17 protein-coding genes, 1 tRNA gene and 1 pseudogene are annotated in these 20,618 nt (G+C 33.2%); 9 read left to right on the top strand and 10 right to left on the bottom strand.

Going from position 1 to position 20,618, the window contains the following annotated elements; translation table 11 throughout:
* The first annotated feature begins 41 nt into the window (after positions 1 to 41).
* Positions 42 to 3,296, top strand: coding sequence for a hypothetical protein (locus tag P618_RS01795; RefSeq protein ID WP_021827398.1), 3,255 nt, complete (start codon positions 42 to 44; stop codon positions 3,294 to 3,296).
* Positions 3,297 to 3,778: 482 nt separating this feature from the next.
* Here the strand turns inward: P618_RS01795 and P618_RS07760 are convergent, their stop codons facing one another.
* The 4 genes from P618_RS07760 to lipA all read right to left on the bottom strand — a co-directional run bounded on the left by P618_RS07760 (position 3,779) and on the right by lipA (position 7,559).
* Positions 3,779 to 3,928, bottom strand: coding sequence for a hypothetical protein (locus P618_RS07760; protein ID WP_024161068.1), 150 nt, complete (start codon positions 3,926 to 3,928; stop codon positions 3,779 to 3,781).
* Between the two features lie 334 nt (positions 3,929 to 4,262).
* The gene (locus P618_RS01805) at positions 4,263 to 4,523 is read right to left on the bottom strand and encodes a transposase (protein ID WP_021827401.1); all 261 of its coding nucleotides are present in this window, start codon (positions 4,521 to 4,523) and stop codon (positions 4,263 to 4,265) included.
* Positions 4,524 to 5,246: 723 nt separating this feature from the next.
* The gene (locus P618_RS01810; RefSeq protein ID WP_021827402.1) at positions 5,247 to 6,074 is read right to left on the bottom strand and encodes a hypothetical protein; all 828 of its coding nucleotides are present in this window, start codon (positions 6,072 to 6,074) and stop codon (positions 5,247 to 5,249) included.
* A gap of 591 nt (positions 6,075 to 6,665) precedes the next feature.
* Complete coding sequence (lipA, locus tag P618_RS01815; RefSeq protein ID WP_021827403.1) at positions 6,666 to 7,559, bottom strand: lipoyl synthase; 894 nt, start codon at positions 7,557 to 7,559, stop codon at positions 6,666 to 6,668.
* Between the two features lie 332 nt (positions 7,560 to 7,891).
* Between lipA and cysS the strand changes: the two genes are divergently transcribed.
* Together cysS and P618_RS01825 are read left to right on the top strand one after the other, a co-directional pair.
* Positions 7,892 to 9,268 (top strand): cysteine--tRNA ligase, encoded by a 1,377-nt coding sequence (cysS, locus tag P618_RS01820; RefSeq protein ID WP_021827405.1) that lies wholly within the window; start codon positions 7,892 to 7,894, stop codon positions 9,266 to 9,268.
* Positions 9,269 to 9,280: 12 nt separating this feature from the next.
* A complete protein-coding gene (locus P618_RS01825) occupies positions 9,281 to 10,240 on the top strand; it encodes a glycosyltransferase family 25 protein (RefSeq protein ID WP_021827406.1) in 960 nt (319 codons plus the stop codon).
* Positions 10,241 to 10,308: 68 nt separating this feature from the next.
* Here the strand turns inward: P618_RS01825 and P618_RS07765 are convergent, their stop codons facing one another.
* Positions 10,309 to 10,482: a hypothetical protein gene (locus P618_RS07765; RefSeq protein ID WP_024161069.1), complete on the bottom strand. Its 174-nt coding sequence runs from the start codon at positions 10,480 to 10,482 to the stop codon at positions 10,309 to 10,311.
* 603 nt (positions 10,483 to 11,085) lie between these two features.
* On the opposite strand from P618_RS07765, the gene P618_RS05940 reads away from it, so the two are divergent.
* The 5 genes and pseudogenes from P618_RS05940 to P618_RS09160 form a co-directional block, all read left to right on the top strand.
* A complete protein-coding gene (locus P618_RS05940) occupies positions 11,086 to 12,159 on the top strand; it encodes a hypothetical protein (protein WP_021827409.1) in 1,074 nt (357 codons plus the stop codon).
* 12 nt (positions 12,160 to 12,171) lie between these two features.
* Complete coding sequence (gene mutS, locus P618_RS01835) at positions 12,172 to 14,622, top strand: DNA mismatch repair protein MutS (protein WP_024161070.1); 2,451 nt, start codon at positions 12,172 to 12,174, stop codon at positions 14,620 to 14,622.
* Positions 14,619 to 15,281 (top strand): response regulator transcription factor, encoded by a 663-nt coding sequence (locus P618_RS01840; RefSeq protein WP_021827411.1) that lies wholly within the window; start codon positions 14,619 to 14,621, stop codon positions 15,279 to 15,281. The genes mutS and P618_RS01840 overlap by 4 nt, the downstream gene beginning before the upstream one ends.
* Positions 15,282 to 15,434: 153 nt before the next feature.
* Positions 15,435 to 15,590: an IS630 transposase-related protein gene (locus tag P618_RS09155; RefSeq protein WP_021827412.1), complete on the top strand. Its 156-nt coding sequence runs from the start codon at positions 15,435 to 15,437 to the stop codon at positions 15,588 to 15,590.
* A 188-nt stretch (positions 15,591 to 15,778) separates the two neighbouring features.
* Positions 15,779 to 15,907, top strand: a pseudogene (locus tag P618_RS09160) (transposase); the annotation flags it as partial.
* A 615-nt stretch (positions 15,908 to 16,522) separates the two neighbouring features.
* Here P618_RS09160 and P618_RS01845 read toward each other — a convergent pair.
* From P618_RS01845 to P618_RS07770, 4 genes are all read right to left on the bottom strand, one after another.
* Positions 16,523 to 17,074 (bottom strand): ribosome-recycling factor, encoded by a 552-nt coding sequence (locus P618_RS01845; RefSeq protein WP_021827413.1) that lies wholly within the window; start codon positions 17,072 to 17,074, stop codon positions 16,523 to 16,525.
* Positions 17,075 to 17,099: 25 nt separating this feature from the next.
* Positions 17,100 to 17,173: transfer RNA gene (locus P618_RS01850), tRNA-Met, on the bottom strand.
* A gap of 394 nt (positions 17,174 to 17,567) precedes the next feature.
* The gene (locus P618_RS01855; RefSeq protein WP_239638254.1) at positions 17,568 to 17,873 is read right to left on the bottom strand and encodes a hypothetical protein; all 306 of its coding nucleotides are present in this window, start codon (positions 17,871 to 17,873) and stop codon (positions 17,568 to 17,570) included.
* A gap of 184 nt (positions 17,874 to 18,057) precedes the next feature.
* Entirely contained in the window at positions 18,058 to 18,225 is a 168-nt protein-coding gene (locus P618_RS07770) for a hypothetical protein (protein WP_021827415.1), read from the bottom strand.
* 256 nt (positions 18,226 to 18,481) lie between these two features.
* Between P618_RS07770 and P618_RS05945 the strand changes: the two genes are divergently transcribed.
* A complete protein-coding gene (locus tag P618_RS05945; RefSeq protein ID WP_156918960.1) occupies positions 18,482 to 18,742 on the top strand; it encodes a hypothetical protein in 261 nt (86 codons plus the stop codon).
* A gap of 173 nt (positions 18,743 to 18,915) precedes the next feature.
* Here the strand turns inward: P618_RS05945 and P618_RS01865 are convergent.
* Positions 18,916 to 20,618, bottom strand: a 1,703-nt coding sequence (locus P618_RS01865) for an acyltransferase family protein (RefSeq protein WP_040458238.1), incomplete at its 5' end; no start/stop codon positions are given.

The following is a 20,618-nucleotide window of genomic DNA, read 5'->3' on the forward strand; positions in this document are numbered from 1 at the left end:
TTTTTGTTAGCATGTAAAAAAAACAACAAAGTTAACCAAACATGAACAAAAAAATACTTTTTTTATTTTTTTTAACGTCTTTTTCAAATCAGGGATTTTCTGCTTCTGATTTTTTTACAAAATCTTCCGTGGATATACTCAAAAACCTGGAAAATGCTTCGGAAATCAGTGTTTCGATCGCAATTGAAGATCTTTTGTCTGTACAAGATCAAGATGCGCAAGATGCTGAAAATTTAATAGAGGAAATAAATTGGAAAAAGATTTCTGAACTTTTTGATAAAAAAGTTGGTTTTGAATCAATTCTAAATACTTTTTTATCGCAATCTCATAATAATACTTTGTCCATAAAAGCATTAAAAAAGTTTACAGAGCTCCTTGATGATGTAAGCTTTATTGAGCTTACAAGAATTATTCTGTCTAGAAACAATAAGACTCTTTCGAAAATATTAGCTGAAAAAGCTTTAGCAGCATTGGATTTCGAAACAAGAATAAATAAGGGAAATAATTTTTTTTTCTCGCTTGTCCGTGAATGCTTTTTAGCTAAAAAAAATGATCCGGAGTTAGTAGAGAGTTTTTTACAGTCTTTAAATTTTACACAAGAAGTAAGAAAGCTGGATAATGATAATTTTTTAAATATGATCAACGCAATATTCAGCTTGAATGCTCCTAATTTCGTAAAAAACTCTTTAAGTGCATGGAACTTCGAAGAAAGATGGAGTGAATTTTTTGACTTTGAGTGCTCTAGAGCGATCATTTCTATTTTATTTTCAAAAAACTTTCCTCAATCGTTTTCTGAAACTGTCTTAAAATCTGAAACTTTTTCAGAAAGAGTCAGTTATCTGACTGATAACAATTTTTCAGAAGCTATAGGCTATATTTTATTTTCAAAAAATTCTCCTGAACTTACTGAAAATGTATTAACATCTTTACGTTTCAAAGAAAGAATTAAAACTTTAAATGGGGAAAATTTTTTAAATTTAATGCCAGCAATAGTATTTTCAGCTAATTCTGATGCAAAAAATTATTTAGAAAGTTCAGACTTTAAAGAAAAAGTGAATGGCTTGAGCAGTGATGAATTTGTTCAATCAATACATGCACTCTCATCTTCGAAATTTGTTCAATCAAGACATGCATTCTCATATCCGAAAATTTTTTTTCAGCATTTTAAACCTCTCTTTAACATTTCGCAGCGCATTGATATTGCGGATCCCATTGTTCAAAATTTTCAGTTCGCTGATATTGCGGATTCCACTTTGAAAAATTTTCCTCAGCTCAGTCAAACTGTTCTTCAAATCTTAAATTTCGAAAAACGAGTAGAGGAATTAAATAATTTTGATTTTTTGCGCGTCATGTCAGATGTTTTTTTTTCAGATATTCCTGATTTCGCAAAAGAATGCTTAAAATCCTTAAATTTAGAAAAAAGATTAAAAAAATTATCTGATGCAGAGTTTATATTAGTGATAAAATGCTTTTTGTTCACAAATAATTTTTCTACGTTTATTAATGATATAATAGGATCAGTAGATTTCAAAGAAAGAATGAGAAAATTGAAGAGCGATTCTCTGCATGACTTATTAACAAAAAATTCTTTCTATGACTTGTATGACATTTTCCCAAAGCGTGATTATAAAAAATTAAATATAGATCCAAAAATTTTAGATACCAAAAAAAATATATCACAGAAAATATTGGATGCTTTTGGTTTAGAACAAAAAATAGATAATATTGATATTTTCAAATTGTTGAGAGAAATTTTATCTGAACCGCAGTCTGAGATTTCTGATTTCATTTTAGACTATTTGGTTCTAAATGGGAGGTATATAAAAGAAAAAATTCGGCAATGTTATGCTTGTTGTTCTGATTTGGAATTAGAATATATAATGGATAACGATACAGAAAGTTATTTAAAGTACCACAACTTGGTGAGGGAAATGGAACGTCAAGGTCTTTCTTGGGGGGGGTTAAAAAAATTAGTAGGGGATACTATTCTTAACTCTTTTCGAAAAATCGATCAACCATTCTTTTCTCCTGACTCATTTACGTATGTAAATTTGGAAAATTATCTTGATGGTACACATGTATCTTTGCCAAAATTTTCTTCTAATCTTAATGTGTTCGAGTACGAAAATCTTGATAGTTATAATGTACTAGCCAAAAAAGTATTAGATCTTTGTTGTTTCCAAGAAAAAATCGTACCACTATTCCGCTCTAAAAAAAATTTTATAAAAGCGATGCTATATTCAGATCGCGTTTTGACTGTAGATCTTTTAGATCAATTGACTTCTGAATTTTTTTTGGAGAATAATTATTCAAGCAGTAAAAATGTTGATAAAGAGATATTGAAATTAATTTTTAAAGCAGAAAAAGAAGGCATGGTAAAACACAAAGAAAAAACAAATATTTTGTTATCAAAGATTGATTTTTCTTTTTTTGAACAATTACCTGATGCACAGAAACAATCACCTTATGCATGGCAACAATCCACTGAAGACGCAACACAAACATTAAATGAAATTTTTAACGACGCAATAGACTATTGTACTTTTAAGTTTAATCAATATAGACCTCGCTATTTTGAAAATTTTGACACGACTGGTATTGTTAATCTTTTATCAGAATTTGATTTTCGAAAACATTCAGATGAAGGAAATTTTTTGAAAAACATTAGGATTGCTTTAAAAATTTTACCTTTTTCAAAATCCCCCCCTTCTGTAGAAAAATTGTTATCTAAGCTTAAAAATTCTCAGAATAATTGTTTGTATGAAATTGAATCTTTCAATGATGTGGAATCTTTGTTTGACGTGTTTATGACTTGCGGACTTTCAAAAAACAATGAGACAATAAAAGTAATTTTGGATCAACTAAATTTTGATCAATTAAATAAAATGATTTTGAAAGAAATTAAAGATTATGAGCGTGATAGTGAATTTTGTGATAGCAACGTTCATTCATATTTGTTTCATGTGATTTCTCTTTCTAAAAACGATGTTTTTGCAAAAATGATACTTGAAAAAATTGATTTTTTTGGAAAAACATTAGCTCCAGAAGAAAAATTAGGTCACATACCGAATATGATTTTTTTGCTTTCGTGCTCAACCAACGAACTGGTTAGTGATTTTTTAATAAAAAGTATTTGTTCCTCTATTGCCGATACTTCACTTACAAAAGAACAACGTGAAGCTATTCAGTATGAGATCATCCAAAGTGTTAAGATCGAAACATTTAAAGATAAATTAATAAAAGAATTAAATTGGGAAGAATTTTCTTCTGCTTCTAAAATACAAAAAGATTATTAATTTTTTTTAATATTTTGTTTTTTTTCATAAAATAAATAAGAGTTGGCTCAAAACAATCCAATTTTGAGCCAAAGGTTTTTTTAATTTATATAGTCCTTTAAATATAGAGGAACAGATGAAAAAGATTTGGCCTCAGATTCAATCTGATTACTGAAATTTATAATTTGGAGCTAGTATAAATAAGTTTCGAAAGATATCTATTGACCTTTTTATGAGTTTTTTCAGGATAGCGTCGCTGCAATCACCAAGCTATCAGTCGAAAGAGTGACGCGATAGGCGTTGTTTTCCAGTAGTTTTTAAGAATACAATGGTCTTATGATATTTGTAATATTTATGAATATTTTAACATTCCGAGCAAGGTGAATTCATTAAGAATTAAATTTCTAATTTTTAGTCTTTTTTTTATGGTATCTAGATATCTAGATTTTTTTGCCTAACTTTTTCTCCAAATATGCTTTTTAGCCGTAAAAAGTAATTCTCTATTAAACTTCGCCTATGATAGCTGCTAGTTTTTTTCCATTTTTCTGTGCCGCCCGCATCATATTGCTCCAAAATAGCCCGACCCCCCTTGGAGTTTTCACCATAAAAGCCTCATCCGCTTTTTCTTCAGACAATGTTGCATTTTTTGGCATAGAGATAAATGGCTTTATATTACAAAGATATAGCAAGTTAAATATGCTATTCTAAGTATCACCATCAACATAAAACTCGCTAAATATACCAAAATATGTCATTATTTGCTCTATTAAGCAACCAATTACAGATCGATTATCGGTAAGTTCTTGGCAAACTACTAGCCTAGAATCCAAATCTATACCAACATGTAGTTTTAACCATTTCTTTTTTTTTACTATTATTCTTACCATCTTGATTTTCCACATGTTTTTACCACTCTATCGAGAGCAATTGTTATAGGCCTGCCCTTTGATTTTAAGCTATGTATAGCCTTTTTTAAAGGTTCAATATCTAGCTTTTTATACCTTTTGGAAATAAAACTATATAGCCCTCAAGTTGCCTGAGCCTTAGCGAGTAAATTTCAAATATTATCAGCAGGAATTTAATCGCAGCGTCAGAATATTTTGGCTTTTTTCCGCATCCTACTCTCTTACCCTCAAAAAGCCAGCTACTTATCACGTTTTGGGTTAAAAATATCTGGATATTCCCACGATTTACTAACGATTGGTTATGTTTCTTCCAGTTTCTGATCTTCTTTTTACTTGCTTCCATTTAAATTCGCCTTTTTTATTGCATATATTATACATCCTTAATATAGTAATGTTTAAGAATTAATCAAGAAAAAAGAAAATTTTTCTTATAAAGTACATCAAGTTAAAGTTTAGAAAAACACGTGTTATCTTCTAAAGAATAAACTTTAAGATCATATAGCCGAGAATCTCTACTGTTGATTAACTGCGTGACGTACTTTACTTATTCACAAACTTCAACTTAAATTTACTATAAAGCGTCAAAAAAACGTTCTTGGAAAAAGAAAAAAGCACGCAATATAGTGCTTTTCCACATTGGAAAAAAAAGATCCCCCCTTAAAACGCAAAGTGTGATGAATAAGGAAGCACTACTCTCAACATTTTTCCATGAAAAATGTCATGATTTTAGGGGATTTACAGAATCTAAGTTAAGATGCATCCAAAAATTATAGTTATTACAGACGCTGGATACGAAATGCTTCAGAAGATTGCAGAGTAAATTGTAAATTTCCCAAAAAAAGAGTAGAACAAGCTCCTACAACAAGAAAATAAAAAAAATTGAGCCGTTACCAGAAAAAAGGTGTACATAAAACTGTGATGGGGATGCGCAAACGATTCAAAATCATAGCAGATACATACAAAAATGAACGAAAAAATTTGAACTTGGATTTAATGTATACTATGGAGGCAGAACAATCAGAGTTTTCGAAGAAGTCTAATAGATATATTATGATAGTTTTAAATTTTACGATGTTATTTTGTTTAAGATATTAACGTCATATTTATGCTTTTTAAGATCTTTTTTTAGGCGTTCAACGTTTAAACCTTGTTTATTGTTGCATAGATCTTTTAATTGTGATAAAGCAAGCTGCCCCTGAGGAACTGGAGTTTTAAGCGTGTTTTCTAAAACGGGTTTACCTTTCGGCTTTGAAGGAATGGCAGCACTTAGCGCATTTTTTTGAATAGCCAAAAGCCCTATTCGTGTTTTGTCCATACAATGTGCCGGAACTGGAGGCCAATACGCTCCAGAAGAAGCAGGTGCAGCAATTAAAGTTTCTTGTACAGGTTTTGCGTTTGTTTCAGTAGAATTTTGTGGAAGGGAAGGTGAAAGGGGAGAAGTTCCTTCTTTTCCAGAAAAATTTCCGATCATTGGGTCAGCAGAAACGGGTGTCTGAGACAATGCTGACAATAAAGATGAAGGGTTGATCTTAGGTGAATTTGCCTTTATAGGTTCTAAATCCTTTGACGACAATGTACTTGTTGGGGGTGTAGAAGAGGAAGAAGGTATGGGATTTTGTGAGGAGGTATCTGGAACAACAGGGGTGACTTGATCTCCTGCAATGTCATAATTTTTATTTACCTCTTGTAATGGAGTCAACGTCGGAGGATTGATTTCCATCGTTCCTGAAGGAGTTAAAGAGCTAGTATTTGTCGATATCGGCCAAGGAGAAGGGGTCAAAGCGTCTTTATTGTAAGAAACGGCATGAGAGGAATCACTTACAGAAGAAGCAGGTGCATTATCTGCATATAAATTAAAATTTAATAAGAATAAAATAAAAATATACTTATTCACAATTTAAAAATCGAATTTTTTACATATTCTAATGCTTAAATATTAAATTAAAACGTATAAATCTATTAGATCTGATGCAAAATCAACTTTAGGACAATGAGCATAACACAGGAGAGCTGCGGATCAAAGAAATTTTCTATATTGATAAGACTAGGTACAAAATATTTTTAATCAGAAATGACATAATTTTTTTTGAAGAATAGCCTATAGAGTGAAATTAAGTTGAGGTTCATGAAAATGTATATTATTTCTAAAAAAAACACTAAAATTATATAACAAAGTAATGCTCCCTTTAAATTTCCTAAGATTAAGATTTATTTTTCAATGCAAAAATCTCAACTTAATTTACTGTAAATAGTAAGAAATTATTTCAAAAAACATCCCCCGTACCGAAAATTATTTCCAATTTCTGTGAATCTTATAACCATAAATATTTTTTTGATTCGTAGCTTTTCTATGTTATGCTCAATTTTTTCTAAAAATTTAATGCTTATGCAAAAATTTTTAATATCTTTAAGTTAATCTTTCTATGCATTTTAAAATTATTGTGTGTGTAATACACTTTTAGCAGCTAACTGTCTTTTTACGAATTTAATTTTGAACTGACTTAGAAATACGAGTATTCGCTCTGAGTTTGTTAAATAATTCTTCTGCATGATAAGAGGACCGTGTGAACGGAGATGCGCTTACCATTAAAAATTTTTTTTGATAAGCGCGTCGTTCAAGCTCAATGTACTCTTTTGGAGGGATATACCGCATGACTGGATGATGATGGGGGGTAGGTTGAAGATATTGTCCGATAGTTAAAAAATCTACATCCGCTTCTCGAAGATCATTCATGACTTGAATAACTTCTTTTTGTTCCTCCCCTAACCCCAACATCAACCCAGATTTTGTAAATATTTTAGAGTTTAAAAACTTAACACGCTTTAATAAAAACAAGGAATTAAAGTATCGTGCCTGTGGGCGTACTTGGGCGTACAAACGAGGTACTGTTTCTATGTTATGATTATATACATCGGGCTCTGCTTCAACTACTCGCTCTAATGCTCCAACTTTTCCTAAAAAATCTGGGGTAAGCACTTCAATACTTGTTTCAGGATTTAAGGCTCGAATTGCATAAATGACGTCAGCAAAATGCTGAGCTCCCCCATCTGGAAGATCATCTCGATCAACAGAAGTAATCACAACATGCCTTGCCTGAAATTTTTGTACAAGGAGAGCAACATCTTCGGGTTCTTTTGGATTAACCTTAGTAGGTTTTCCAGTTTTGACGTTACAAAATCTACATGCCCTAGTACAAATCTCTCCGAGAATCATCACTGTTACGTGCTTTTTTGCCCAACACTCTGAAATATTTGGGCACGCTGCCTCTTCACAAACCGTTGACAAACCAAGACGACTGACCTGGCTTTGAGTTTCTAAGTATTCTTGTGTTAATTTTACTTTGACTCGAAGCCAGGAAGGTTTTTCAAGATAAGGCATTTGAAACTATAATTTAATTAAGCGTCTAAGGACATGCTACCATAAGAAAAAGTGAAGAAAAAGATCAGGTATAAAATTAAAATTTCTGCTCACGATGTGGAGCAAGCGCTTTTAAAAATATTAATGAAATGTTTCTTCATTTTTGAAAATACTTATCACAAAGGGGGGTGAGGGAGAGGGGCCTTTTGGAGGGCTTTGAGCTAAAAATGCGTTGGTGCACCCCATAAAATGGTTTTTTTCCTAAAAAAATTTAAAACTTGATATAAAAAAATATTTTAGCTTCGTGATCATTTAAAGCGCTTGAGTTGACCTGTACATGAAGAATATCTATAATGCGTGGGAATACTGTGTTTCCAGGATTGCTAGTTATGTCCTCTATATCTTTATCTTTATATAATCGATTTACTCAAAAAAAAGAAGTTTTTTCCCCAAATAATCCAGATAGAGTGACAATGTATGTGTGTGGACCTACGGTATATGGTCCCATTCATATGGGAAATGGACGTTCTGTGGTCGTATTTGATGTATTATTCAGGGTGTTGCGATATTTATTTTCTAAGGTTACTTACGTACGCAATATTACTGATGTAGATGATAAGATTAATGCTCAAGCCAAAATGTTAGAAATATCCATCTCAGATCTTACTAAGCAGACCACTGCACAATTTCATCAAGATATCGAAGCGCTTCATGTGCTTCCTGTTACGGTTGAGCCAAAAGCAACGCAGCATATTCCTCATATGATTGCTGTTATCCAGGCGCTTTTGGATAAGGGGATGGCCTACATTTCTCAAGGACATGTACTGTTTGATGTGTTAAAAGATTCTTGCTACGGAGCTCTTTCTGGAGCTCATGCGGAAGAGATTTTGGCAGGAGCCCGCGTAGAAATTGCTCCTTATAAGCGTAATCCTCAAGATTTTGTCCTTTGGAAACCTGTTGCTGAGGATGATCAGGAATTTTGGTCATCTCCTTGGGGAGATGGACGTCCGGGGTGGCATACAGAATGTGCTGCGATGAGTCGAGAGTACCTTGGCGTTTCTTTTGATATTCATGGAGGGGGGGCAGATCTTTTATTCCCTCATCACGAAAACGAAAATGCACAAAGTAGAAACGCTTGGGGAGTAAGTTGTCCAGTCAAGCATTGGGTTCATAATGGAATGTTAATGATTGATGGGCAAAAAATGTCTAAGTCTCTTGGAAATGTTCTATTACTTAAAGATGCCTTAACGCAGTATTCTGGCTCTGTGATTCGTTGGGCCTTACTTTCTTCTCATTATCGACATACGCTGGACTGGAGCGCTTCTTTGTTACATCAAGCAACTCAATGCGTGGAAAGCGTCAATCGAGTTTTGGAATTGCCTTGGGATGGAAAACTGTGTGTGGATGCAGATATTTTGGCGTATCTGTGCGATGATTTAAATACGCCGGGAGCATTAAATTCTTTACATCTTTTAGCAAAAAGAGCGTTACATGATCCAGATTGGGTTCCTGCTGTTCATACTTGTGCTCAATTTTTAGGCATTCACGGGGCTTCCATTTGTTTAACGCAAGAGGCGCGGGACAAAATCGAGAAACTCGTTAAAGAGAGAGAGTATGCTCGTGGAGAAAAAAATTTTCAATACGCTGATGAGTTACGGAAGGAGCTTGAAAATTTGGGAATTGTTTTGGAGGACAACGCTCAAGGTACGATCTGGCATAAACGTGTTTAAGGATGTTTTGTTATGCTTAATAAAAAAATTCTGAAAATCGTTTTAGTCTTTTTATGTATTTTTTTCGCAATAGTTTTTGGTATAATATATTTTGGAGGTTTTGTACTTCCTTCTGCTAAAACTGTGTTTGTTCGCACAATACCGTTCAAACGTTCAAGTGTGGGGATGTACGTCATTAATCTTGATCACTCTACGGCCCGTTGGAATCACATTAAAAAGCATCTTTCTGGATTCCCTTTTCCGGTGCATCGAATTTCTGGCGTTTATGGAAAGTCTTATCCAGGGTTACGTGATACGCCGGGTATCGTTGATTTAGAAAAGTACAGAAAATGTTTAAAAGGAAAAGAACCCGGGCTAGGAGAAATTGGTTGTTACCTTAGTCATCGAAAAGCGATTATTGCGTTTTTACGTTCCAAATTTGAATTCGCTATTATTGTGGAAGATGATGTGAGTTTTAAGCCTTTTTTCTTAAAAGTGATGAGAAAGTTGTTGGCATGTAAAAAAAAGTGGGACATTTGCACCTTTGAACTTCATCCTTTGCAAAGCGGCTGGCCTATCTCGGCTCAAAATTTTTCTTTTGGAGTAAATTTAAGCGTTTATCTTAAAGAATCTTGGAGGGCAGGGGCATATTTAATTAATCGTTGGGCCGCTCGTAGGCTTTTAGAACGATCTCTTCCCATGTGCCTTCCTTGGGATATGTATTATATGCGCTTTTGGGAATTTAAAGATTTTTTGGGAAAAAGAATGAAGTTTATGGGTATAGAACCTCGTTGTGCGTTTCAAACTTTTGGAGATTCAGACATTGAACAAGCAGGGCCTCGTCAAATTAGTACGCACTATGCAAAAGAAAAATACAGATGGTATGGTCGTTTTTTTGATTTGTGCAGCCATGTGTCTCGTTTTGTTCACGGCTTGCTGATATGGTGTTCTGTTCGATGGGAAAGAAACGACGAAAAAACCTCTATTAGTTGAAAATAAACTTTAGGTTTTGTAGGTTTATTAAAAGCGCACTAAGATTTATGTATTTTAATGTTGTTTGATTACCATAAATTTCCTGGATTAAGAGAAAAAGAATTAGAAAATCCAAAAGAATTTTCTAAACTTCCTCGCGTGATGTCAGTGCTGGCATAATGTAGTGCGTAAGCAGAGACTAAAACAATTGAAACAATTCCAAAAATCCAACATATTAATTTTATTTTTAAGTTAAACTTCATAAAGTATCCTGGCTGAGATCTTTATTAAAGAATATCTTAGAAATATAAAAAAAATATTAATTTTTGGAGTGTTTTATTATTAAATTAAACTATATGGATATTGTTGCATTTCTTATTCGTTTATGACGAGAGATATTTTGTTTCGCATTTTTCATAAAATTATTCAAACTTAACGATTTTTAAATCTATTTTTTGATAAAAAATAGATATAAATTAAAAAAGTGTTCAAAAAGAAGATAGATTTTTTTGAAAAAACGTCTCAAGAAAAGCTTTGATCCGACGGAAAAAAGAAACTTTTTTGAATTTTTTTGTTTCAGAAAGTCTTTAAAAATTAGAACGCACCTGATTTTCATCTTTGTTAACAACTCTTGCAACCTCCTATAGCATTTACTAATTTTTTTTTCTCTATGTGTGACTTTTATTCACTGTGTAAAAATATTTTTGATTTTTTTTGAAATAATTGAAATATACATTATATTATAATTTTTTTCTTAAAAAATAAAAAAATTTATTTATTTTTTTGTTATTCTTTTTAATTTTAAGTATGGCATTTCATCTTACTTAAATGCATGCTAGAATGGAAAAAATGCAGTTAAGATTAAGATGCTTGCAGCACAGAGATTTCTTTTATTTCTTTTACGTCCGTTGATTACTATTTTTGTTCTTGTTATGTTAATTGGAATATATTTTCCGTCTTTTTTATCTGTTTTTATGGTTAATCCTTGGCTAAATGGAGTGATTTTAAACATTACTTTATTGGGAATAGGAATGTTAATATTTCAAATGTTTTGTGTGTATAAAGAATTTAAATATTTGGAAAAACATCATCCCCAAAAGCTTAGGATTTTTCCTAATCCTGACCTTCCGTTTAGTTTTCCTATTCTTCAGTGGTATCAAAGTGGGATGAATATCGATGTTCAGCTTCCATTGGCTCAATGTGAAAAACGTTTAGACCAAAGGCTAAGGTTTGGGCAATTTTTGGCAGGTGCTTTGGTATTTTCAGGCTTATTAGGAACGCTTTGGGGGTTATCTCAGTCGATTATCGTCATGGCTGATATGTTTCAGAATGTTTTTACGATAGAACCGGGTAAAGGTGATTTTTTAATGGTCATCAAAGATTATCTTTCGGGTGCCTTATCTAAAATGGGGTTAGCGTTTAGTTCTTCTTTATTGGGTTTAGGTGGATCCGTATTGTTGCATTTTTTTTTGATGCAGCTTCGAACGATTCAAGGTCAGTGGTATGATCAAATGGTTCGCTGGGCGCAAGATAGTTTGAACCATAAAGCTAGCTTAGATTTAACCCGAAGAGTTGGGCTGGAAGAAACATTTGCCCCTGACGTAATGCTTTCTCTTTTAAATAAAATGCTAATGAGTTTAGATGGTTTTTCTGTTTCACATAAAGCTCAACTTCAACGTTGTCAAGATTTAACTGAATGCTTTCTTTCTTTCAGTACTAAGGTGCAGGATCTTTCTGATCTTATGAAGGCTCAGCATCACATTTTAAATAAGTGGGCACAAGAACAGATGAGCAGTCGCCATGCGCTAGAAGTTATGGGAAGTAAATTAGAAGATTTAGGATTTTCTGGAGATGAAGCAATGCGTCAAGCATTAACAAAAATTGCGGTGTGTTGTGAATTTTTAGCAAAACATCATGGTCATGATCATGTGTCTTCTTAATGCGAGGTAGTTATGTCAGTTTTTGTGAAAGAAACTCCAATTATGGCGCAATATGGGAAAATTAAAGCTCAGTATCCTGATTGTTTAGTTTTTTTTCGTTTGGGGGATTTTTATGAATTATTTGATGATGATGCAAAAATTGCTTCTCAGGTTTTGCAGATTGTTTTAACTGCACGTCATAAAAATTCTTCTACGCCTATTCCTATGTGTGGCGTTCCCGCGCATGCCAGCGATGCATATATAGCAAAGTTAGTTAAGAATGGGTATAAAGTTGCTATTTGTGAGCAATTAGAGGATGAGGATTTTAAAGATACAAAAGGCCCAATACATCGAGACGTAGTTCGTGTTATTACTCCGGGAACTTTAACAGAAGACACGCTTTTAGAAGCTAAAGAAAATAATTTTTTGTTGTCATTAGTTCGATTAGATGCTAAATCTACGATGTACGTTTTGGCCTATGTAGACATTTCTACAGGAGACTTTTTTCTTGAATCTCACCCTGTATCTGAATTAGAAGAAGCGCTTTATGCCTTGAATCCTAAAGAAGTTCTTATTTCAGAGCCGCTTTGGAAAAGTGATAGTATTCCGTTTTTATTAAAATCTTGGAAGCATGCTGTGACGATTCTTCCTGAAAGTCGATTTGAGGTAGAAGGGTGTGAATATCGTTTAAGTACTTTTTTTCAAGTGGAATCGACTCAAGGATTGGGCTCTTTTTCTAAAGCCGAAATATGTGCTTCTGGAGCTTTGGTAGATTACGTCATTTTAACTCAAAAACGTCAAGCATTAAAGCTAAATCATCCTAAACATCATCGACAAGATGATTTGATGCGTCTTGATGCGTTTACGCGTAAAAATTTAGAAATTTTTGAAACATTTTCTGGTCCAAATCGTTATACGCTGGCTTGTATGATGGATCGTACTGTGACTGCGTTTGGTGCACGTCTTTTGAATTATCGGTTGCAACATCCAACCCAAAATTTGGAAATTTTGAACAAACGCTTAGACAGTGTTGCATATTTCTTAAAATATGATGAAAATCGCAAAGGAATTCAATCACTTTTGAAAAATATTCCGGATTTAGAGCGTATTTCAACACGCCTTGTTAATAGAAGAGGGCACCCCAAAGAATGGCTAAGCCTTCGACAAGGTCTTGGAGTTTTACCTCATTTAAGATGTTTTTTAGAGGAATGTCCTGAAGAAATTCTTCCTTTGATTCCTCATTTGACGCATTACACTGATTTTCATGGAGCACTGTGTTCTGCGTTTCAAGAAGAGGGAGGGAATGAGGGGGGGTGGATACATCCACAGTATAATCGTGAATTAGAAGCATTGCATCATGTGCATCAGGGGGCTACACAAATTTTGGAAGCTCTTCAACGACGTTATATTGAGGTAACAGGAATAAACTCGCTAAAAATAAAATATAACAAAATTATCGGACATTATATAGAAGTTCCAGTTCATGCAACATCTAAAATGCCCTTTGAGTTTACGTTAAAGCAAACTTTGACAACCGGTGCAAGATATACGACTGGGGAATTACATGAGATTGCTGAGCAATTAGAAACTGCGGCACAAAAAGCACAAATCTTGGAAGAAGAGATTCTTAATCAATTTTCGAAGGATCTTTCAGAAATTCATGAAACGCTTAAGCAGGCGTGCGAATTTTTGGGTATTTTAGATGTTTCTGTTGGTCTGGCGGAACTGGCCTTTCAACATCATTATACACGGCCTTATCTTGATTCTAGTACAGAGTTTCAAATCGAAGGAGGAAGACATCCGGTCATTGAGTGGGTATTTTTTAATCAAAATCAAAAAAAATTTATTGCCAATTCGTGTGAATTAACTAAAGAGCAACCTTTGTGGATGATGACGGGACCAAATATGGCTGGAAAAAGTACGTTTTTACGGCAAAATGCTTTGATCGCGTTTATGGCGCATGTCGGTAGCTTTGTTCCAGCAAAATCTGTGAGAATGGGGTGTATCGATCGTATTTTTACGAGAGTAGGAGCTAATGATGATTTAGCTCGGGGACATTCAACGTTTATGGTTGAAATGCTAGAAACGGCATGTATTTTGAATCAGGCTACTCAAAAAAGCTTTGTTATTTTAGATGAAGTAGGTAGAGGAACTTCGACGAGAGATGGATTAGCGTTAGCTTGGGCTTGTGTAGAATATATGGTCAAACATCTAAAATGTCGTACTTTATTTTCTACGCATTATCATGAACTTTCCGAGCTTAATTATCTTCCTGAGTTGCGATTTTTTACTTTTAAGATTACCCAATGGAATGAACAAATTGTTTTTTTTCACGAAATTACAGAAGGAGTTTCAGACCAGTCTTATGGAATTCATGTTGCGCGTATTGCGGGAATTCCAGAACCTATTATTAGTCGTGCTCAAAACTTACTAAATCAATTTCCAGAACAAGCTTTATTCATAAAAAATGGTTTACCAGAATGATCATTCCTCATGTTTTACTTGTAGATGATGATCTGAGATTGTTGGATTTGATCAAACGGTATTTGTGTCAAAATAATTATTGGGTTTCTTCTGTAACCCGTGTTTTTCAAGCAGAATATGCATTAAATATCTTTCGTTTTGATGCAATTATTTTGGACATTATGTTACCAGAAGAAGATGGATGGTCATTTTTAGAGCGCAGAGCTCTTGATCTTCCTCCTGTTATTTTTTTAAGTGCCATGGGGGGGCCTAAAGAGCGTGTAAAAGGGTTATCTTTAGGAGCAAAGGATTATATGATGAAACCTTTTGAACCAACAGAATTATTGCTGCGTTTGAAAAATTTAATTTCTACTGAATGTGTTTTGCAATTAGGAAATTGTTGGTTGAATTTAAAAAAAAATTTGCTATATGATAGTTACAACCATATTGTGTTTTTGACTGAACTTGAAAATAAAATTTTGTTATATATGGCCAATCAACCTAATGAAGTTGTAAAAAGAGAGGTATTGATACAAACGTTCTTTTCTACTAGTTCTAGTGCTCGGGTATTAGATGTTACGTTGAGTCGTTTACGAAAAAAATTGGATCCTTTAAATGCGCATCCAGAACTTTTGTCTGCAATTCGAAATCAGGGATATATTTTACAAGCAAAAACATAGAATGTCGTTAAAATTTTTTGAAGTAATCAATATCTTTTTTTAAGATAAAGTGAGAAATTCCACTGATTTTGCTTCTTTAAGTATATTTAAGTTTTTACAGATATAGTAATTTAGCTTGAAAACGGAACAAGGAGATACTATTTTTAAGAGAAAATGACAAAAAAACAATACAGCTTAGATTTAATGAAACGAGTAATAGAATATATTAAGCTTGGTAGCAATCAAAACGCGACATCCAAGATATTTAAAGTGAGTAAAAGTAGCGTAAATAGGTGGTGGATCAGGTACCAAGAAGCAGGCCTCGCTTAGTCAGAAAGTGCAAAATAGACTCAGATGACTATTTGTGCAAAACGCAGGATGGGGCAGAAAGAGAAAAAAGCTTGCTGCCAAAAAGAGCGATAAATATTATATCTGGGTATGTTAGCACCTAGGGTATTTAATGATTTTTGTCATACAAAATTATTTGAAGCTTGGGTAAAAGAGTTATAAAATCAGAACCTGGGAAAATTGTAATAATGGATAATGCTGTATCTCATAGCTCACAAAGAACAAAAGAGTTGATCGAATCTGTAGGTTGTCAACTCATCTTTTTACCGCCATACTCACCCGATTTGAATCCAATAAAAATTTTGGGCTAATATAAAAATATGGGTTAAGAACCAAATTAACCAGTTTGGTAAACTTTATCAGGCTATTTCCTCATTTTTTCAAATCCCATCTTCATGCTAAACTTACTATAGATAAATACGAATGATAAAATCCTCTAGGAGCATGGCGTGCCCCTGATCAATAAAAACTTTTACAACATTTATTGAATCAAATATTCATGCCTGCGCAACTATCTAAAAAAATTTGCGCACTGCGTTATTTTACCAAGTTTTGAACCAAACTAAAACATTTTTAGGCAATATGAACCTATAAAAGTGTATCAAATTTTATAATTCTTTCTCTCTTTATTCTTCACTTTTTTAAAACACCTCATTCAGCTTGAATTACTACATAGCAAAGCAATTCTATAAATTTTGATGACGATCAATATCTATTTTTTCTTAAATTTATAAAAAATAAACTTTTAACTTCAAGAAAAATTTATTATCTACCTAAAAAATTATACAACTTAATGATTAAAATTTAAAAAAACACAAACACAATTCTTTAGATCTTAACAAAACGCTCATGATAACTCCAAAAAATTTAAACAATAAAATTTTTAATTTAGGAAATCAAAATTTAACTTCGTACTACACTGATTTAACAATTTCTTCCTGCTTTTTCTTCAAAATATCAACTTTTTCTACGTAACCATTAACAATTTTATCCACATCCTGCTTAAACTTTCGAATCAAATCTTCTGAGATATTATCCTCTTTTTTTCGTTTCTCTATCCCGTCCAAAACTGCTCTGCGTTGATTCCGGAATCCTACCTTTATTTCTTCTGCATATTGAAAAGAAATTTTTATGAGCTCATTACGGCGCTCTTTTGTAGGAGAAGGAATAGGAACAGAAAAACGATTCCCTTCTATGTTCGGACTATAAGATGCCTTTCGAAGCGCTTTTTCTACCGTATCTTTTATAGAAGAATCCCATATTTCAATGACTAATAACTGAGGCTGAGGAGCGGAAATACTAGAAACATTTCCTAACGATTGCTTTCCACCATAAATCTCTACAGTCAAATTTTCCAAAAGCTCTGGCCGAGCACGCCCAACTCTCAGACCTAAAAATTTTTTCTCTAAGGCGCTTAACCCTAAACTTAATTCACGCTCAAGGTCTTTTAAAAGTTTTTCTGCCATGAATTTTTCCTGTACTTTACATCTCTAGCGGAAGAGGGACTTGAACCCCCGACTTACGGATTATGATTCCGTCGCTCTAACCAACTGAGCTATTCCGCCTTTCATTCCTATTCTATCACAAAATTTTTAGAAAAAAAGTACCCAATGATCAATCTACTGCGTAAGTGATCTTTGATACTTTAAAAAAATTTGAAAGTTTTGACGTTTAGACAGTTTTATGTCAAAATACGATTATATTGTCGTATTAAGATCATCGAAAATGCATTCCAAGAAGTATAATTCCGAAAACTGCATAAGGAACGGTATAGTACGCAAAGTTCAGCGCTATAGGTGTAAGGAATGAGATTGTTGTTTAGTCCCAACAACATGTAGTTTGGATTATGATTAAAATTAGACGAGTTACGCTCAAATTTTAACATGATAATATCAAAATGGGTCTGATATTTCAATGATTTCAGCTTTCTTTGATGATTATAGTAAAGTACAAAAATCATCATATGGCGCTTTTGCTCATTAAGGTTTTTGTAAAAATAAGCCTTTGTTGTGTAGTGTTTGAGGATCCTGTGGTGACTTCGACCTGACCGTTGGTCCAAGGATGCTTGAATTTGGTGAGCCTGTGCTCAATGGTATACTCCTTGCACATCACATCAAAGGGGTGCGTTTTGTTTTTTGGCTTCAGGTGTTGCGCAAGCAGTTCATAGGTAAATTGCGCCCCCTTGTCTGTGAAAATTTTCGTTATTTTAAAAGGACTATGAGAGATCATATTTTTCAAAAATGCACTTGACTCGTTAACCGACATCTTTGAATGGAGCTCGACATAAACGTACTTTGTGGACCGCTCAATGGCCATAAAAAAGGTAGTATTTTGTTGATCTGTGCGGACCTTCTGTACTGTCAATAACAAATCCAAAGGGATAAATTTTTTTTCAGGAGCCGACTTTTCTTTTTTTGGGTAAGATATTTAAACCATTTCTTTTAAGGCATCAATGCGGATTAGAGCGCATGAGATTGGGAATCTTTTTCTTCAAAGCACTACAAACATCATCAAGCGGAAGCTTAAAAACGCGTCTGAATTCATACACAATTTTTTGCTTCTGTTGCAAATAAAACACTCTTTGGCTGTGCAGGGCCAGAGCATTTATTTTCAACACAACCGACTTTCTTCCACTTCAAAACAGTTTTAATAGTGAATGCCCAAACATTTTTCTATTTCTGCGGCGCTCTGCACAGAGTTTTGTGTTTCTTTTCGAATTCGAAGCGTCGTCTTGGTATTGCCATTCAGTATACTTTCCATAAATTAGCCTCCTTTAGTTCCTTATAAGTTATACTATAAGAACGGAACTAAACAACTATCCTATTGGTTTTGTGCATATCGATATAACGCAGGTGTGCAACCAAAGAGGAAAAGTGTTAATCGGATTACAAAAACGTCTATATAGAGCTACATTTATCGATGACTTCGGATATACAATGTTTTTCAGAAATCTTATTGAGCTTTATCCATTTAAAATTACGAAAATTTTGACTGATAATGGAGCTCAATTTACCTATGCGCTTCTAGCTGAGCATTTTCGTCCTAAAAACAAAACCCATCCTTTTGATGTGATTTGTAAAGCTTGTAAAATTGAGCATAGGCTTACACATTTTAGACATCCTTTGACTCAATAGACAGGTGGAGGTTACGAACAGAGTTATCAAATGATATACAACAAAAACATATTATTATCAGCACTTGAAAGAACTTAAGAATCATTTTACAGCTTTTGTTTTATATTATAATCATTAACTTAACCGTCAAACTCCGATCATAACCCAAACTACATGTTATTGGGACTGAACAACTATTTTAATAAAAAATCTAAAAAGGTTGCCTGCTCTCTGACGTAAGTAGCACAAAGATGTCCCATATCTTTGTAAACAGGATTCTCATCTGCGTCGCAAACATGACACACATGATGATCACACAAAAAATTTTCAGGATAAATTATTTTTGCTCCACTTTTTTTTGCAATGTCATGTAAAATTTTTCGTTCTTTTAAATGTGCAGACATCCAATCACTTCTTTTTACATGATTCCAAGAAAATTTCCATTTTCCCCAAATATCTCTTTTAAAAAAACTTTTGGGATCAAAAGCAACTCCAAAAGGAATATTGAAAATAACATAGACCTTTTTTCCCTTAGAAACGAGTTTCGTAAGAAAAATTTCAAGATCTTTAACTGCTTTATCTAAAATATAGCTTTGTGATAAATTTCCTTCATTGTGCGCAGAGCGATATAAATAATTTTTTTGAGTTCCGTTTAAGTAAATAAACCATGAGCAACTCACGACGACTTCTTTGATTTCTTCTTGTTGCGCGTACACCATAGCATATTTTACGAACCTCATTTCTGTTTCTGATCTCCCAACATTAGGAATAGGACACGTTCCGCCCCTTGTAGCAAATACAGCAGACTTTTTATTTTTTCTTTTCTTCATCAATTCATCTATGCGCGGTGCATATTGTTGCATATGACTATCTCCAAGAAACAGGATGACGTCTTGCGCTGCCCCTATTTTGTAAAAAAAATCATTGGTTAAAAAAGGGTCATGCAGTGTAATAGGATACATTTCAGGAGTTGGATATTGCCAATCTTCAAATCCATTCATAATTCTGTATGCATTAGGGAAAAGATAGCTAACTTTTGGCTTCAAAATAGATCGGTATCCCGTATATCCGACGCTTGCCAATAATCCCATGGGTATCAAAAGCGCCCATATTATCGTTGAAGAGGTATGTTTTCTGAGGGGCTTTTCCAGGTATTTATAGATGATATACCCAAAGAAAATAACAAAAACAAATATCGAACCTTTTTCTAATAAACTAAGTTCATAATTTGATGGAAAAGAATGAATAACTTTTAAAAAAGATATACATGGCCAATGTAAAAGATACACAGGATAACTGATTAATCCAAAAAATACTAACAAAGGATGGGATAAAATTTTTTTATTTACAAATGTATCGTGAGAAGCTAGCATTAAAAAAAGACTGCTGATAACAGGGAATAAAATTAGGATAGAAAAATATTTATGACTGTTACTCAAAAACAAAAGAGAGCTTATAATAATCAAAAAACAAAACATACTTCCAAATTTTACTGTGAATTTATGAATAGATTTTTTTTGTAAAAACAACATATAATATGCCCCCAAAGCCCCCATAGACATTTCCCAAATTCGAGAAAAAATAAAATAAACCTGTAAATTAGGGTTAATTGACGACAAGCGAAAATGGATAAAAAATGAAAACAGAGTACTTATTGATATACATAGTATAACAAGTGTATTTTTTGAAATATTAAGATTTTTTATTTTTTCTAATTGAACAATGCTCCATAAAAAAATGGGGATGATTAAGTAATAAGATTCCGGAATGAATAGCGCGGGTAAGCAAAAACATAACACTGTGCTCTTATAACGCAAAATATTAAAAATTTTTATTTTCTGTGATTTAAAAAGACTCCATAAAAAAAGAGGCCAAATAAAATAAAATTGCTCTTCAA

The organism is Holospora obtusa F1 (assembly GCF_000469665.2).
Classification (GTDB): domain Bacteria; phylum Pseudomonadota; class Alphaproteobacteria; order Holosporales; family Holosporaceae; genus Holospora; species Holospora obtusa.